Source organism: Nonomuraea sp. NPDC001636, from assembly GCF_040298265.1.
GTDB lineage: Bacteria > Actinomycetota > Actinomycetes > Streptosporangiales > Streptosporangiaceae > Nonomuraea.
Genome location: NZ_JBEOZT010000003.1, coordinates 1 through 16115 on the forward strand (window position 1 = coordinate 1; position 16115 = coordinate 16115).

The 16115-nt window shown below is 71.6% G+C and carries 10 protein-coding genes; 1 reads left to right on the forward strand and 9 read right to left on the reverse strand.

Annotated elements, in window-relative coordinates; all coding sequences use genetic code 11:
- The first annotated feature begins 130 nt into the window (after positions 1–130).
- A complete protein-coding gene (locus tag ABT158_RS07040; protein ID WP_352351798.1) occupies positions 131–415 on the forward strand; it encodes a DEAD/DEAH box helicase family protein in 285 nt (94 codons plus the stop codon).
- 84 nt (positions 416–499) lie between these two features.
- Here the strand turns inward: ABT158_RS07040 and ABT158_RS07045 are convergent, their stop codons facing one another.
- The 9 genes from ABT158_RS07045 to ABT158_RS07085 form a co-directional block, all read right to left on the reverse strand.
- The gene (locus ABT158_RS07045) at positions 500–3232 is read right to left on the reverse strand and encodes a S8 family serine peptidase (RefSeq protein WP_352351800.1); all 2733 of its coding nucleotides are present in this window, start codon (positions 3230–3232) and stop codon (positions 500–502) included.
- 1 nt (position 3233) lies between these two features.
- Positions 3234–4424 (reverse strand): hypothetical protein, encoded by a 1191-nt coding sequence (locus ABT158_RS07050; protein ID WP_352351802.1) that lies wholly within the window; start codon positions 4422–4424, stop codon positions 3234–3236.
- Positions 4425–4433: 9 nt separating this feature from the next.
- Positions 4434–5561 (reverse strand): S8/S53 family peptidase, encoded by a 1128-nt coding sequence (locus ABT158_RS07055; protein ID WP_352351804.1) that lies wholly within the window; start codon positions 5559–5561, stop codon positions 4434–4436.
- Positions 5558–7810, reverse strand: a complete 2253-nt coding sequence (locus ABT158_RS07060; RefSeq protein WP_352351806.1) for a hypothetical protein — start codon at positions 7808–7810, stop codon at positions 5558–5560. Before ABT158_RS07060 ends, ABT158_RS07055 begins: the two co-directional genes overlap by 4 nt.
- On the reverse strand, positions 7807–7932 hold the full coding sequence (locus ABT158_RS07065; RefSeq protein ID WP_352351807.1) for a hypothetical protein: 126 nt from the start codon (positions 7930–7932) through the stop codon (positions 7807–7809). Before ABT158_RS07065 ends, ABT158_RS07060 begins: the two co-directional genes overlap by 4 nt.
- A 49-nt stretch (positions 7933–7981) precedes the next feature.
- Complete coding sequence (locus tag ABT158_RS07070) at positions 7982–10789, reverse strand: ATP-binding protein (RefSeq protein WP_352351809.1); 2808 nt, start codon at positions 10787–10789, stop codon at positions 7982–7984.
- Between the two features lie 1701 nt (positions 10790–12490).
- The gene (locus tag ABT158_RS07075) at positions 12491–13240 is read right to left on the reverse strand and encodes an ABC transporter ATP-binding protein (RefSeq protein WP_352351811.1); all 750 of its coding nucleotides are present in this window, start codon (positions 13238–13240) and stop codon (positions 12491–12493) included.
- Position 13241: 1 nt separating this feature from the next.
- Complete coding sequence (locus ABT158_RS07080; protein WP_352351813.1) at positions 13242–15125, reverse strand: dipeptide/oligopeptide/nickel ABC transporter permease/ATP-binding protein; 1884 nt, start codon at positions 15123–15125, stop codon at positions 13242–13244.
- Between the two features lies 1 nt (position 15126).
- Positions 15127–16107: an ABC transporter permease gene (locus ABT158_RS07085; protein ID WP_352351815.1), complete on the reverse strand. Its 981-nt coding sequence runs from the start codon at positions 16105–16107 to the stop codon at positions 15127–15129.
- Positions 16108–16115: the final 8 nt, after the last annotated feature.

The window sequence follows — 16115 nt, forward strand, 5'->3', positions numbered from 1 at the left end:
GGGGGGGGGGGGGGGGGGGGGGGGGGGGGGGGGGGGGGGGGGGGGGGGGGGGGGGCGGCGGGCCGCCCCCCCCCCCCCCCCCCCCGGGGGGGGGGGGGCCCCCCCCCCCCCCCCCACCGCCAGGACGCATATGGCCCTTGAGCCGACCGCGGAGCAGCAGGCCGCGACCGAGGTTTTCGTCGCGGGCCGTGATCTGGCCCTGGTCGCCGGCGCCGGATCTGGCAGGTCCTCCACCCTGATCCCCATGGGCGCCTCAACCCGCAAGCGGGGCCTGTACATGGCCCTCAACAAGAAGATCGCGACGGACGCCTCCTCGGCATCACCCGTGACCTGCCCATCGGCTCTCACCGCGTCACACTCGCCCACCAGGCTCGCCTCGTTGATCGAGGCGCGGCACAGCGGCCCGGCGGTGTAGCCGGCGGCCGCCGTGAGCAGCAGATCACGGTCAGGGCGCAGACGTGCCGCGCCCCCGGCAGAGGGCTGCCGGGGGCGCGGGGGATCAGGATGACGCGAGCTTCACATCGAGCCCGGTGATCCGGTCGGTGACGACGGCGGCGGTGGCGGTCGTGGCGGCGTAGCCGCTCTTGGTGACCGTGACCTCCCGATCGCCGGTCTGGGCGGAGAACAGCCAGTAAGCGCCGGAGGCGTCGGTGGTGGCCGTGCGCCCGCCGGAGGCGACCGCCGCCCCCTGCACGGGCTTGCCGGTGGCGGCATCGGTGACCGTGCCGGTCACCAGGCCGCCCTCGACCTTCTGGCAGGTGCGGTCACCGACGTAGACGTCGTCGATCGCCCACCAGCCCGAGCGGTTGCCCCGGTAGTGGAAGCGGACCTGGGCCTTGGTCTTGCCCGCCGCCTGCGGCATCGCCACCACCTGCGCGGCCGGGCCGGAAGCGCCGGGGAAGCCCTTACGGGTCCACACCGTCGTCCAGGTACGCCCGCCGTCCAGGCTGAGGTCGGCCCAGGCGATGGCGTTCACGCCGGGCTTGAGGTCGCCCGCGAACTCCAGCACAGGGCTGGTGTGCTTGGTCAGGTTCAGCACCGGGCTGGTCAGGTAGGTGTCCTGGACATGCCCCTTGCCGGAGTGGTCGGAGTCGACGATGGCGAACCTGCCGCTCCCGCCGGTCCGGTTCTCCCGGGCGCCGGGGTTGTCGAAGACCCAGCCCGGCTGGTAGTCGAACCCGGGGAATCCGGGATCGACATTGGTGACCTGCCACCCGACGGGCTTGCCCGAGCTGAACGGCTCGGGCGTGCCCGCCCTGCTCGCCAGGTAGCCGGGGGCCACGCACGCGAGGGCGGCGGGCAGGGCGGCGTCCACGGTCTGGTCCTCCGCCCCCAGACTGACCTTCCTGCTGACCGGGTCGTAGCCGGGTGCGCCCGGGGTGATGCGCAGCGTGTAGTCGGTCGCGGGCAGCAGGGACAGGGAGTAGTGGCCGGTGATCGCGTCGGCGGTGGCGTCCCACGTGTGGCCCTTGCCGTCGTCGGCGGTCACCTTGGCGCCCAGCGGCCAGCCGTGGCCGGAGCCGTCGGTGAGCGTGCCGGACAGGGTCTTGCGCTGGGTCGGGGTGAGCGGGACGTCCTGCTTGATCGAGCCGTCCTTGGTCACCTTGATCGCCAAGGTGGCGTCCTGGTAGCCGTAGGCGCTCACCTTGAGCTGGTAGTCACCGGCCAGCAGCTTGAAGGTGTACGCGCCGTCCTCGCCGGAGGCGGACTGGCGGTTGAGCTGCCCGCTCAGTGACACGGTGGCGTCCTTGAGCGGCTTACCGGTGGCGGCGTCGGTGACGGTGCCCGAAAGCGTGCCCAGGCCCTGGGCGCCCGCCCGCACCAGCGCCAGCGCGTCCAGGCGCCCCTCGCCGTAGACGTTGTTGTTGGCCGCGTCGCCGCCGCACTGCGGGTCGGCGGTGTCGATGGCGGTCAGGTCCAGCAGCGTGCGGGTGCCCTCGATGTCGCGGGCCAGCGACGGGTTGGCCGACCAGAGCAGGGCCACCGCGCCCGACGCGTGCGGCGTGGCCATCGAGGTGCCCGACATCAAGAGGTAGCCTCCGCCCTTGACGGAGGAGCGGATGTCCACGCCGGGAGCCGAGATGTCGGGCTTGATCTGCCCGTCCTGGCCGTCTCCCCGGCTGGAGAAGCTGGCGATCTGGTTGTTGCTGTCGTAGGCGCCCACGGAGTAGTTGAGCGTACGGCTGCCCGGGGTGCCCGAGGTCCGGCACTCGGGCCCTTCGTTGCCGTTGGCCCACATGCCGAAGATGCCGGACGCCGCCCAGGCCGCCTGGACCTCCTCGAACATCGGCTCGTTGGAGGGCAGGTCGCTGCCCCAGGAGTTGTTGACGATGTGCGGGCGTTTGGCCGGGTCGGGGTTCTGCCCGGCCGCGTCGGTGGGCGCCAGCATCCACTGGCTGGCCCGCATCAGGTCCAGGTCGCTGCAGCCGCCGGCCTGGCAGCCGCTGGCGGCGATCCACTTGGCCTTGGGCGCGACGCCGATCTGGTCGCCCTTGCCGTCGTCGCCCACCATGGTGCCCATGGTGTGCGAGCCGTGGTTGTGGCCGTCGCACGGGCCGGGCTCGTCGCAGTTCCCGGCCGCGTCGTACCAGTTGTAGTCGTGGGTGAAGGTGCCGTCGCCGTTGTTGCCCCGGTAGGAGCCGATCAGCGCCGGGTGGGTGTACTCCACGCCGGTGTCGACGTTGGCCACGACGATGTCCTCGCCGCGCACGCCGTACTGCTGCCACACCTGGTCGGCCTTGATGTTGGCGATGCCCCACTCCACGGCGGCGGCGGCCGTCGCGGCGGCGGCCTTGGTCTCCACCGGCAGGGCCACCGGGTAGGTTCTGGGCGCCCGGACCTCGCTCACCCCGTCCATCTTCGCCAGCTTTTCGGCCAGCTTCAGGGGAACGTCGCGGACGTACACGGCGTTGGCCGCCCAGAACGTCTCGCTCTTGCGGCTCTCGGCCTTCAGCAGCTTGCGCAGCGGGGCCTGCGAGCGGTCGGCCGTGTCGCGCAGGGCGCGCACGACCTGCTCGCCGCGCGCGGTGCGGGTCCTGGCCCGCTCGGCGCTCTTGGTGTCGGCCTTGTCGGACAGCAGCACCCACAGGTCGGTGCGGTCCTTGACGGCGTAGGCCGCGAGCACTTCCCCGTCCAGCGGACGCGGATCAGCCGGCGCGGCGGCCACCGCCGGGGCGGGGGCCAGGAGGGAGGCGGCCATGAGCGCGCCCACCGCTGAAGTGATGATTTTCATGTCAGCGTCCTTCGCAGCTCAGGTGCGCGACGAGTGGCTGTGAAGTGGTGTCCCAGCCGGTGCCGTTGAGAATCTGGCCGCTCGCCCAGACGTCCTTGGGCCCGGAGCCGGTCAGCGCGGTGTAGATGTACGCCGAGCCGGGCGCCTGGACGCCCTCGGGCCGCACGTCCGTCCAGGACTTGCCGTCCCAGTGCTGCAGCGGGGGCTGCGACGAGCCGTCGGCCGGCGACGTCGCGGTGATCCACACGTCGTTGGGGCCCGCGGCGTAGACGGAGAAGGGCGAGGTCCAGGCCGCCGACGGCGTGGGCGCGGCACTCCAGGACCTGCCATCCCAGTGCAGCGCCACGGGGGCGAAGGTGCCCGGCTTCCGCTCATAGCCGACCGCCCAGACGTCGTCGGAGGCACGAGCGCTGACGGAGACGAGCTCGGCGAGCAGCCCGGGCACGCCGGGCATTTCCCTCCATGCCTTCCCGTCGTAGTGCAGGATCAGCGACTCGATCCGCGCGGGGTCGGTGTACTGCCTGCCGACCGCCCAGACGTCGTCACGGGACCGCGCGTGCACAGCGCGCAGGGTGGCATTCGCCCGGGTCATCGCCGGATGGTCGACGTTCTTCCAGACCCTGCCGTTCCACTGCTGGATGGCGGCGCCGGCGGAGTCCGCGCTCTGTGTGGTGTACTCACCGACGGTCCAGGCGACCGAGGGTGAGACCGAGTCGATGGACTGAAGATTGGGCCTGGTCGCGGTGGGATCGGGGGAGATCGCGGTGGGCACGAAGGTCCACCGCCCGCCGTTCAGGCGCGCGAAGACCGGGACGCCGCTGCCGTAGGTCTCGCCGTAGCGGAACTGGTAGCGCGCCCACCCGCTGGACGTCGAGTCGAAGGTCGTCTCCCAGGCGCCGCCTGGGGCCATGGCCGCGTGCGGGATCTGCTTGGGCAGGAGCTTGACCGACCTGCCGTCCGAGGTCAGGGTGGCGGAGGTGCGGTCGCCCTCGGTGGTGAACACCGCCTGCTTGGATGAGACGGACGACGCGTGGGCCACCGAGACGCCGCCGTCGGGGATGGCGGGCATGTCGAGCAACTTCCAGGTGGGGGTGCAGGCGGCGGCCGAGGCCGCCGTCGCCGCGCCGGTCGTGAGCGCGGTGGTCAATGCCGTCGCCGCCAGGGCGACCGCGGTTCTGCGTATGCTGCGCACGAATGCTCCTCAGAAGGCGCCGATGCCGTTGGGTACGCCCATGCCGGTGGGCCCGTCGTATCCGCGCCTGGCGGTGCACAGCGGCGAGCCGCCGCAGGACCCGTTGGCGCCGGTGGTGATGTCGAACAGGTACTGGCCGGAGCCGTAGAGCTTCTGGCCGGGCACGATCTCCTGGCCGTTGTCGCCCAGCGCGTACACGCCGCCGATCAGCGCGACGCTGATCGGGGTGCCGCTGACGCCGATCCAGCCGCCCCAGGAGGTGCTCTCGTAGAGCTGCACGGGCGAGCGGGCATCGCCCACCGCGGCCACGTCGGCGACCGTGCGCTTGGCGCCGCACTGCCCCTTCGGCTGCCAGGCCGGGCGCGCCTCGTACACCGAGCAGCCCGAGCCGGACCCCGAGGAGGCCATCTCGCTCCAGCCGCGCGCGTTGCCCGGGTCACGCCACAGGGTGGTCGCGCCCACCGCGATCACCGATCCGTAGGCGGCCGGGACCATCTGCCTGCCAACGCCGTTGCCGAACCCGCTGCCGCCGCCCGCGACGATCGGGACACCGGGGTGGTCGTAGTGCGCCGCGTCGGCCCGCTGGCCGGCGTACTCGTAGAAGCCGGTCATCACCGAGACCGCGTCGGCGCCCTGGACGACCGCCTGGTCGACCGCGGCGCCTATGCTGGCCGGCGTCTCGTCGTCGGCCTCGACCAGCAGCAGCTTGCAGTTGGGGCAGGTGGCCGAGCCCAGGTCGAGCCCGGCCGCGGTGTGCAGCGCGTAGCCGTTGTGGGTCGGTGGTCTGGTGGTGCCGCCGCGCTGGTCCACGTGACGGAAGCAGGGGAACATCTCATCGCACAGCGGCAGGTCGTTGCCCTTGCGATATTCGTTCAGGTCGCGCTCGGCGCTGGGATGGCCGTACGGGACCACGACCGCGAGGGTCTGGCCGCCGCCCAGCCAGGACGAGGGCAGCTTGTAGGCATCCTGCAGGTCGGCCGCCTTGAGCCCGTCGCTGACGTTCGCGTCGGGCTTGGAGGTGACCTTCAGCAGGCAGTCGGGGGTGGAGCAGTCGCCGGCGGCCTGAGCCGACGCCGGCACCAGCAAGGTCAGGCCGAGCGCGATCGCGGGGAGCAGCCGGGAGATGATCACGGTCACTGGTCCTTCGGTGCGAGCCGGTAGGCGCGGAGGTTGGTCTGCTCGACGGCGTTGCCGTCGCGGTCCACGGCCTTGATCCGCAGGGCGGCGTACTCGCCGCTGCCGGGGCTGGTGAGGGTCGTGGTGAAGCGGCCGTCGCGTCCCCGGTTCGCGGTCTGGGGCTCCGACCACGTCGTGCCGCCGTCGTAGGAGACGGAGACGGTGGCGTTCACCCTGCTGGGGTCGTCCTGGTACTGCTGGTGCCGCACCGTGAAGGCCACCTCGAACGGCTCGCCGGCGGGGGTGGCGTTGTCGATGTCCAGCGGCAGGTCGGGCCGTACGAACAGCAGGGGCAGGAACGAGCAGCGGCGGGTGGGGTCGGGCGCGCACATCGCCTGGTCGGGCAGATCGGCCGGCCGGTCGCGGTTCGTGGTGCGGAAGGTCCAGTCGGTGGTGCTGGTGGCGTCCTCCACACCAGGGTTGTCGCCGGTCACCTTCAGCCGGTATTCGGCGGGCTGCGGCAGCAGCGGCAGGTCCAGCAGCTGCGTGAGACGTGTGCCGTCGCCCCGGGTCGCCGAGGTGAAGGCGAGCGCGCCGTCGCGGTAGAACTCCACCTTCGCGAGTCCGTCGAGGGCCGAGCGGTAGTGGCCGGCGGTGGAGTCGGCGTACGGGTTGAGGTACAGCAGGCCCAGATCGTCCTGCCGGCAGGCCACGCACACCTGCTGCAGCGCGCTGGTGACGTTCGTGTCAGGGGTGTTCTGGATCCCGATCAGGGCCTCCTGCACGTACGGTGCAGTGCTGGAGGGCACCTGCGGTCCCTTGTTCCAGGTCTCGGTGAGGTGCTGGCCCGGCCGGATCAGCCGGCGCTCCCCCATCAGGCGCAGCCCCAGGTCCGGCCGCAAGATGGGCTCCCAGGAGACCTTGCCGGGGGCGTTGCTGTACCAGTAGTCGGTGCGCTTGCCGCCGGACAGGGGGGCGGTGACGCCGAAGGTGGTCTGCGTCCACGGCAGGTAGACCGTGCTCAGGAGCTCCGGGTGCTGGGAGGTGGCTCCCAGAGTGTTGTGGATCGTGGAGTCCACGGTCGTCAGGTCCGAGCGCCTGACCGTGCGGGTGAGTGAGGCCGGCACGCCGCCGGGCTCGTGGAAGGCCACCTTGTACGTGGGATCGGCGCCGGTGGGACCGCCGATCGAGGTCATGGCCAGGAAGTCCAGGCTGCCCTTGGTCACGCGCCTGGTCGGCGTGGCGTACAGGGTGTGGACCCCGAAGTCCCCTCCGGAGACCAGGCGCATGAGGAACAGCGCCGTGACCGAGTTGCCGAAGGGCGGATTGCCGACCTGGTCGCCCTGGACGGTGGTGCGGTTGTAGGTGATGAGGTCGTACTGCGTGTCGGCGGTCTCGGGCACGCCCTCGATCGTCGTCTCGTACGGCACGGCCTTGCGTGCGTCCAGCGTGAGCGACATGTCCTCGGTGACGGAGAACTCCGGCTCGATCACCAGGGCGCCGGTGGAGCCCATGTCCAGGACCGGTCCGGTCAGGACGCTGGCCTCGATGCTGTAGTGACCCGCCGGCACGCTGAAGACGGCCTGGGAGGTGCCCTCCACGCCGTCGCCCACCTGGAACAGCGTGAACGTCGGGTCGTCCAGGCTGTGGATGGAGCCGAGCATGACGCCGGGCTTGCCGGTGCGGTCGATGGAGTCGACGGTGACCGTGTGGTACTCGGGATAGTCGGCCGGCGCCGCCATCGGATCGGCGGGCAGGGCCGGGGCGCCTTCGGGCCGGGCCAGCGTGATGCGGCCGGTGCCCGGCTTCTGCCCGGCCTTCCACTTGCCGGCCAGCTCCTGGCCGAAGCCTTCGGCGTCCTTCTTGGCCAGGGTCCTGGACTGCGGGCCGAGCGTGGCCACGCCGCCCGACTCGACCTTGACCGGCAGGGCGTCGGCGTGCGCGTCGTCCAGCCCGGCGCGCACCAGGTAACTGACGTTGAACAGGCGGACGTCCAGCGTGCTGCCCAGGAACGGGGCGGCCTCGGCGGGGATGACGTACTCGTCGCCGTTCAGGGTGAGCTGGGCGAACACGCCATTACCCGGGTCGATGACGGTGGCGCTGCCGGTGACGTCCACCTGCACCTTGTCACCGGTCACCAGCGTGACCGTGGCGCCGGGCCCGGTCGCGGCTTTCGGCGGGGGTTCTGTCGTGGCCTCGGCGGTGCCGAGCCCGGTGACCAGCGTGAGCGCGAGGCAAGCCGCGCCCAGCCGGGAGGTTAACTTGTTCATGCCTTGACCCAGCCGTCCTTGTCGTCTTCGCTTCCGCCTTCTTCAGGCGCGATCTCCACGCCTTCGTCCTCGGCGAGCTCATCCTCGACGGGCTCGTCCTCGGCCTCGTGTACGTCGGGCATGCGAAGATCGTGACGAATGGGGCATTCGGCTAGCTATGCGGGAGATCCCTCATTCCGCCGTGGCGGCGTCCCCCATGAGGGCCAGCTCGATCCGCGAGCGCAGGCTCAGCTTGCGCAGGACGGCGCTGAGATGCCGCTCCACCGTCTTGGCCGACAGGAACAGCTCCTGCGCGATCTCCTTGTTGGTCAGCCCCGAGGCCGCCAGCCGCGCGACGTCCCGCTCGCGGGGTGACAGGGCGTCGCCGTAGCCGCGGGTGCCCCCCCGGTGCCTGGCGGGCAGCGACAGGCCGCGCTCGCGCGCCAGGCGGGCCGCGCGGTCCAGGTCCCAGCGGGCGCCGAGCGCCTCGTAGGTCTCGATGGCCCGCCTGAGCTGCTCATCGGTCCCGGCCTGCTCTCTGGCCTGGGCCGCCTCGTACGGGCACTGGATGGCCTCGTAGAGTTCGGCCGCGGCGGTGAAGTGACCGCCGGAGGGGTCGAGGACGCCGCGGGCGTGGCGCAGCGCGGCGGGAGCAAGCGGCGCGTGCAGGCCCGCCATCGCCCGTTCGGAGCGGTTCACCAGGGCCGCGGCCTCCGCGGCGCGCCCGGCCGTCACCATCGCCTCGGCCAGCGCGGGCACGGTCCGCACCTCCGAGGGCCTCAGCCCGCGCTCGAACCACGACTCGATCACCGGCAGGACCTCCGCCACCGCCCGGTCCGGCTCGCCGCGCGCGACGGCCTGGCGCAGCAGCGCGGTGATCAGCAGCGCCGTCTCGTCCATGGTGCCCGGGACCTCGGTCATCACCTGGCGGATGCCGAACTCGGCGCCGGCCGCGTCGGTGCGGGCCAGCGCCAGGCAGGCGGTCACGGTCGCCGCCGCGTACCTGTCCTTGGGCCGCTCGCTGAGCCGCTCGGCCAGCATGGCCGTCTCGGTGGTCAGCCCGTCCCAGGAACCCGCGCAGTAGTCGGCCACCGCCAGCGCGGAACGGCACCGGTCGATCATGTCCCCGCCGCTCACCTCGACCAGGGGGGCCGCGCCCTCAAGGGCCACCCTTAATATCGTCTGCGCCTGGACGTGGTCACCGACGAAGGCCAGCGCCGAGCCGATCGAGTAGTAGGCGTTGACCTTCGCCCGGTGCCAGGACCGGTGCCCGATGCTCCCGCGCACCTCCTCGATCAGCTCGGCCCAGCGCGGGTCGCCCATCAGCACCATGCTGCTGGTGATCTTGCCGAGCACGAAGATCTGCAGGGGCGCGTTCCTGACCGCGGGCAGGACGGCCAGCGTCCTGTCCATCCAGTGCCGGTCGGCGGTTCTGGCGTCCTGCCCCATGCTCAGGACGGTCATCATCCGCACCGCCAGCTCGGGCTGGGCCTCGATGTCCAGGTCCGCCACGGCCGAGGTCAGCGCCTCGAACCAGGGGCCGGGCCCCTGTCCCGTCGCGTCCTTCAGATAGATCAACAGCAGGGTCAGCTCGGCGCGCAGCACCGGCGAGGGGCCCTGGTCCAATGCCAGGGCCAGCAGGTCGATGACGTCGGGAATGTGCAGCAGCCCCTCGGCCGCCCAGCCGAGCTTGACCGTCAGCCGCCCGCGGTGCTCCGCCTCCAGCGGAGCGTGCCGCAGGACCGCCTCAAGGATCCTGACCACCTCGGCGTCGTCGCCCAGCCGCAGCGCCTGGTCGGCGGCTCGTTCGGCGGCCTCCACCCAGGCCGCCACGTGCCCGGCGCGCCGGCGGTGGTGGGCCAGTTGCCCCAGCGGCACCGACGGCATCGCCTCCACCGCGGCGGCGGCCCTGGCATGCAGGTCGCGCCGCCTGGCCGCCGGAATGTCCTCGTACACCGCCTGCGCCGCCAGTACGTGCCGGAACGCCGCCGTATCACCGCGCGCGGTCAGCAGGCCGTGCTCCACCGCCTCGTCCAGCCCGTCCAGCGCGCTCTCATACGGCAGGCGGGCGGTGGCCGCCAGCACCTCGACCGGCATCGGCTCCTGCAGCACCGAGGCCGCCCTGACCACCGCCTCGGCCTGCGGCGACAGCCGGCCCACCCGCTCCAGCACCGGGTCACGCACGCCCGCCGGCACGTCCAGCCTGGCGATGGTCCTGCGCGCCCACTCCCCGCCCCGGTGCATGAGCGTCCCGCGCTGGCGCAGCAGCGCCACCAACTCCTGCACCGCCAGCGGGACGCCGGAGGCCCGTTCGCACAGGTGCTCGGCGAAGTCGAGCGAGATCTCCTCGGTGCCCAGGATCGCCGCCGCCAGCGCCCTGGTCTGCGCCACGTCCATGGGCGCCAGCCGTACGCGGGCGTGGGCGACGGCGCGCGGCAGGCGGGCCGTCACCGCACGCAGGTCGGCGGTGGCCTCGTCGGCGCGGTAGGTCAGCACCACGGCCAGGTTCCGGGGCGGGTCGGACAGCAGGTAGCCGAGGAACTCCACGGTCTGCTCGTCGGCCCAGTGCAAGTCCTCCACGACCAGCACGGCCTGGCCCAGCGCGCGCAGGAGCTCACTCAGGCCGCGGAACACCCGGTGGCGCTCGCCCGCGCGGTCGTCCAGGGGCTCGGGGGACTCCGGCAGGCGTTCGGCCAGCTCGGGCAGGAGCGGGCGCAGCGCGCCCGCGACCGCTGACAGGCCGGTCAGGTCATCGGGCACCTCGCGCAGCGCCTCGACGATCGGGCCGAGGGGGAACGGCTCCCTGATCCTGGCGCAGCCGCCGGTCAGGATGCGGAGACCGGTCCGGGACAGCTCGGCCACCAGGCGGGTCTTGCCGATGCCCGCCTCGCCCTCGACCACGGCGACCGCTGGGGTGTTGGAGACGGTCTCGGTCAACTGGGCCAGCTCACCGGCGCGGCCGACGAGTGTCGGCGAGATCATCAGCCGCCCATGAATCACGTCTGTTCCCTGCTCGACCCAGTGACTAGATCTCACAAATACCACAAAATGCCCTTTCCGGCCCGTCCCTTTCTCGGACTTCCACTCGACGACGGACGGCCTTCCGGCGGCCGAGGACGCAGCGGGTGGCTGACCGAAGCGGCGCGGGTGTTCGCGGCCGCGACGCTCAGATGTGCTGACGGTCAATGGGCGAGGCGTGGATCGACACGGGTTCCTGTTCATCCAGCCCGACGGCAACCGCCTGCACCCCAGCACGTCTCCGACCAGTTCCTGTGGCCGGCCTACCTGGCCGGCCTGCCACCGATCCGGCTCCACGACCTCCGCCATGGGGCCGCCTCGCTGATGCCGGCCGCCGTGGTGGACATGAAGGTGGCGCAGGAAACGCTGGGACACGCACCTCCAGCGCGTTCACCGCCGACACCTACACCTCCGTCTATCCCCAGGTGGCCACGGCTGCGGCGGAGAAGACCGCCGCCCTGCTGTTCGGCAAGGAAGAGCAGGGCGAGAGCGGGAGAGTGGTCTCGTTGAGGAGCTGACAGTCGGATTAAGCGTCCGGCCCCGCGTTCGCCGCCTGCTCGCGGCAAGGCGGGGCCGCTGCTCTCGCGCCGCGGGACAGGGAATGGCGGATGATCATGGTGTGTGCGGTGTTGGTGGTACCGAGCACGTACGAAGTACGCAACCACTAGACGAAAGTTCTACAACGAGTCCGATGCCACATATTCGCAGGTCAGAGCGCGATCAATGCGCGCCCTGCAGGATTCGAACCTGCGACTGTCGAATTAGAAGGCGGATTGTCGTTTGGCGGTGGTTCGTACCGACTGTGCGCACATTGCGGGTCAAGCAGTGCCCGGCCCTGACGGCGAGAGACGGGGCGTACGAGCACGCACCGAGCACGGTGGACACCCGATTTGATCACCGTGGGTCGCCCACATCATCGATCTTGCACCCACAGCCCGCCGTCACGCCACATAGATCCTGGTCCCTGTGCTCGGCACGTGCTCCCGCGAAGGCGGCCACGCTGCCTCGCCGCCTTCGGAGATGGCGTCGGCAAGCTGACGGCCCGGCGAACGGTACGCCGCTCCTACCCTGGGCCGTTCGAATGACCACCTGCGCTCCATCCACCTCCCCCGCCGTCAGCGGCGCGATCAACGAATAACACCGCGATGGGTGACCACAGCTCAGACCACGTAACTCGATATTCGAGCGGCACACCATCTACGCCATGCCCTGCGCGAGTGCCGTCGACCTGAACGTACGCCGACGCGACCGGCTCATAGGCATCCTCCACAAGGACTCAAATGCCACTTGAGATGCACGGACGCACTTTTCGGCAGGCGCAGGGCTGCGGTGTGGGCCACCGCCGTGACTTGGCGGACCAAGGCGGGCCGATCGAAGGTCTCCCCCGGCTGGGGGTTGATCGAGCGGAGCGCGCTGTCCGGCATCGGTCCGCCGGCTGCGGATTTCGTCCGGCGGGACCATGCGCCGCACCTCACCGAGGCCATGCAGATGCGCAAGCTCGGTGTCGCGGTGGGGGCGGCTACGCCGGCGAGCTGCTTACCGACGGCCCCGCCGAGGATGACCCGGTGGTTGTGGTACGACGCCCGGCGGCTCAGGATCAGCGCCCGCCGCCACCAGGTCGAGCGTCAAGCAGGTGTCGATGAGGAACGGCTTGGACACCTCGAGTCCGGCATCGACTCTCGGCTATGAGCGGCCATTACCCATCGTCATGGTCGGGACGGCATCGAGGAGCTGCTTCGTGTACGGGTGCGCGGAACGCTCGATGACGTCCTCCGTCGTACCGTGCTCGACGAGCCGGCCGGACTTCATGACCGCGATCGAGTCGGCCACGTAGCGGACCACGGCGAGGTTGTGCGAGATGAACAGGATCCCGACACCGGTCCGGGTCTGGATCTCCTTGAGCAGGTTGAGCACGGCACCCTGGACCGAGACGTCGAGCGCCGACGTGATCTCGTCGGCGATCAGGACCTCTGGCTCGGCGGCGAGGGCGCGGGCGATGGCGACGCGCTGCCGCTGTCCGCCGGAGAGCTGCCGGGGGCGCTTGTGGACGTCGCCAGGATCGAGCCGGACCATTTCGAGCAGCTCGGTGACCCGGGCCGACCGCTCCCGTCGCCCGCTCCCCCGGGGCAGGCCCTCGGCGATCGACGCGCCGACGCTCATCCGCGGGTTGAGCGACGCGTACGGGTCCTGGAACACGTACTGCAACGGCGGGCGGTCGCGCGGGTCGAGCGCCGCCCCCTTCCAGAGGATCGTGCCCGAGGTGAGCGGGGCGAGGCTGACCGCCGCCCGGGCGAGGGTCGACTTGCCGGACCCAGACTCGCCGACGAGCCCGACGACCGAGCCGGCCGCCACGGTCAGGCTGACCTCGTCGACGGCCGTCACGGCTCCCTGATTGTGGCCGTACCGGACAACTATGTCGCGGAGCTCGAGCATGTCACGCCTCGCTTTCCAGGACCGGCAGCAGCGGATGCCAGCAGGCGACGGCGCCACCGCCGCCCGAGTCGGCCAGTTCGGGACGCGCCTGCCGGCATCGGTCGTCCGCCCGGCCGCACCGGGGCGCGAACGCGCAGCCCGGCGGCAGGTCAGAGGCGTGCGGCGGGCGGCCGGGTATGTTCGCGAGCGGCCTCGACCGGTCCGTCGACATGTCCGGGATGCTCGCGATCAACGCCCGGGTGTACGGATGCGCGGCCTCGGCGAGCCCGCTGACCGGCAGTTCCTCGACCACCCGGCCGGCGTACATGACCAGGACCCGGGAGGCGTTCTCAGCCACCACCGCGATGTCGTGGCTGATCAGCAGGACGGCGGCGTCGCTCTCCCGGGAGATGCGCCGCAGCAGGCCGAGCACCTCCTTCTGGACGGTCACGTCGAGGGCGGTGGTCGGCTCGTCGGCGACGATCAGCGCCGGCTGGGCCATGAGACCCATCGCGATCGACGCGCGCTGGCGCATGCCGCCGGAGAACGCCATCGGGTACTGCTTCGCCCGCGCCTGCGGGTCGGTGATCAGCACTGCGCTGAGGCGGTCGACGGCTCGTCGCCACGCGTCCCGGCGGCCGAGGCGTTCGTGGGTTTCCGCGACCTCGGCGAGCTGGCGTCCGACCTTGAGCGTCGGGTTCAGCGACGACATCGGGTCCTGGAACACCATCGCGAGCGAGGTGCCGAGCAGCCGCTCGCGGTCGCGGGGGCGCATCCGCCGCAGCTCGTTGCCCTTGATCTGGTGCACGTCGGCCTCAGCGACGTTCGGGTACGAGGTGAGCTGTGCGGCCGCCATGGCGGTGAGGCTTTTGCCCGATCCCGACTCGCCGACCAGGCCGACGATCTCGCCGCGGCGCAGGCGCATGCTGACGTCGACGACCGGGGAGAAGGGCGCGGTCTCGCCGGGTACGGTGACGGTCAGGCGCTCGATCCGGAGCACCTCGTCGCCTGGTGGCGGCGTCTCGGCCGGGGCCGTCTCCCGGCGCTGGGGCCTGAGGGACGGGAGCCGGAGGTGACCGTGCTGGCTGCCGCCGAGGACCTGGGTCAGCAGCTCGCCGGCGAGGACGAATGCGAGACCCGCGACGACGATCATGATGGACGGCGCGAGCGCGGCCGCCGGGTTGGTGTAGATGGCAGGCAGCCCGTCGGCGAGCATGCGTCCCCAGTCGTACTGCGGCGGTTGCACGCCGAAGCCGATGTAGGACAGCGCCGATATGCTGAGCAGCGCCGCCCCGACCTGGCTGGTCGCGTTGATGACGAGGGGTTCGGAGATGTTCGGGATGACGTGGCGAATCAGGATCCGCCACCGCGGGACCCGGAGCAGTCGCGCGGCGGAGACGTAGTCGGCGTTCGCGACGCCGCTGGCGGTGGTGTGGGTCAGCCGCGCGAACGAGGGCGCGAAGGCGATCGCCATCGACAGCACGGCGCCGCGCGCCCCCACTCCGAAGATCATGGCGAGGAACAGGGCGAGCAGCAGCCCGGGAAAGGCGACCATCAGGTTCAGGACGGCGACCACCGCTCGGCCGGCGCGCCGGCCGAGCACGACGGGGACGGTGCCGATGATCAGCCCGCAGGCCACGCCGATGCCGACGACGAGCAGAGCGAGGACGAGGGACAGCCGGGTCGCCACCAGCGTCCGCGTGAGGACGTCGCGTCCGAGGGCGTCCGTGCCGAACGGGTGCGCCGCCGACGGTCCCGCCTGGAGCGCGCCGCCCGCGATCTCCGTGGCCCGGTCGCCGAGCAGCAGCGGCGCCACGACGGCGGTCGCGACCAGGAGCAGCAGCAGGGCGACCGTGACCACGCCGAGCGGCGACAACAGGTGATGGCGGGTACGTGACCAGGACACGTCAGCTCTCCTTGATCGTCGAGCGCGGGTCGATGACGGCGATCGCGATGTCGACCGCGAGGTTGATCAGCAGGATGCCGGCGCCGAAGAAGAGCGCGACCGCCTGCACGACCGGGTAGTCCTTGGCGAGCACCGAATGCACGAGCTCGGCGCCGACGCCGGGCCAGGCGAACACGTTCTCCACGAGCACGGTGCCGGCCACCATCGACGCGAGGATCATGCCGGAGACGGTCAGCGTCGGGGTCAGCGTGTTCGGCAGCGCGTGCCGCAGGTAGATCAGCCGCGCCGGGAGGCGCTTCGCGCGCGCCGCCCGGATGTAGTCCTCGCCGAGCACCCGCTGGGTCTCGGCCCGGACGATCCGCGCCAGGTAGGCGGCCGGCCCCACGACGAGGGCGGTCACCGGCAGCACGAACGACGCGGGACCGGACAAGCCCGCGACCGGCAGCGCATTGAGGGAGACGGCGAAGACGAACACGAGTCCGACCGACACCAGGTAGTCCGGCACGGAGAGCGCGAGCCCGGTCACGCCGCCGAAGCCGAAGTGCAGACCGCGGCCCCGGCCGTCCCGGGTGGCGATACCGAGGAGCAGGCCCACCGGTATCGCCACCGCGAGGCAGACCACGAACGCGGTCAGGCCGAGCTGGAGGGTCGCGGGCACCAACTGTGCCATCTTCTCCCGCACCGGCGTCTGGGTGTCCAGGGACGTACCGAGGTCGAGGTGGAGCAGGTTCCAGAGATAGTCCAGGTACTGCCGCCACAGCGGGTCGTTGAGCCCGAGACGCTCCCGGGTGGCCGCGATGGTCTCCGGCGGCGCCATCAGGCCCAGGGCTCCGCGTACCGGGTCGCCCGGCAGCGCGTGGACCATGGCGAACGATGCGGTGACGACGACCGCCAGCGAGACGGCGAACCTTCCCAGCCGCCGGATCAGGAAGACCGGCCACGGGTGCCTGGCGCGCAGCGACGACTTCACAGAACCTCCCATCCTCCCCG

Bases quoted from the DNA above. Each gene is read 5' to 3' on its own strand.
- ABT158_RS07040 (WP_352351798.1), top strand. From the start codon at position 131: ATGGCCCTTGAGCCGACCGCGGAGCAGCAGGCCGCGACCGAGGTTTTC.
- ABT158_RS07045 (WP_352351800.1), bottom strand. From the start codon at position 3,232: ATGAAAATCATCACTTCAGCGGTGGGCGCGCTCATGGCCGCCTCCCTC.
- ABT158_RS07060 (WP_352351806.1), bottom strand. From the start codon at position 7,810: ATGAACAAGTTAACCTCCCGGCTGGGCGCGGCTTGCCTCGCGCTCACG.
- ABT158_RS07065 (WP_352351807.1), bottom strand. From the start codon at position 7,932: ATGCCCGACGTACACGAGGCCGAGGACGAGCCCGTCGAGGATGAGCTC.
- ABT158_RS07075 (WP_352351811.1), bottom strand. From the start codon at position 13,240: ATGCTCGAGCTCCGCGACATAGTTGTCCGGTACGGCCACAATCAGGGA.
- ABT158_RS07085 (WP_352351815.1), bottom strand. From the start codon at position 16,107: ATGGGAGGTTCTGTGAAGTCGTCGCTGCGCGCCAGGCACCCGTGGCCG.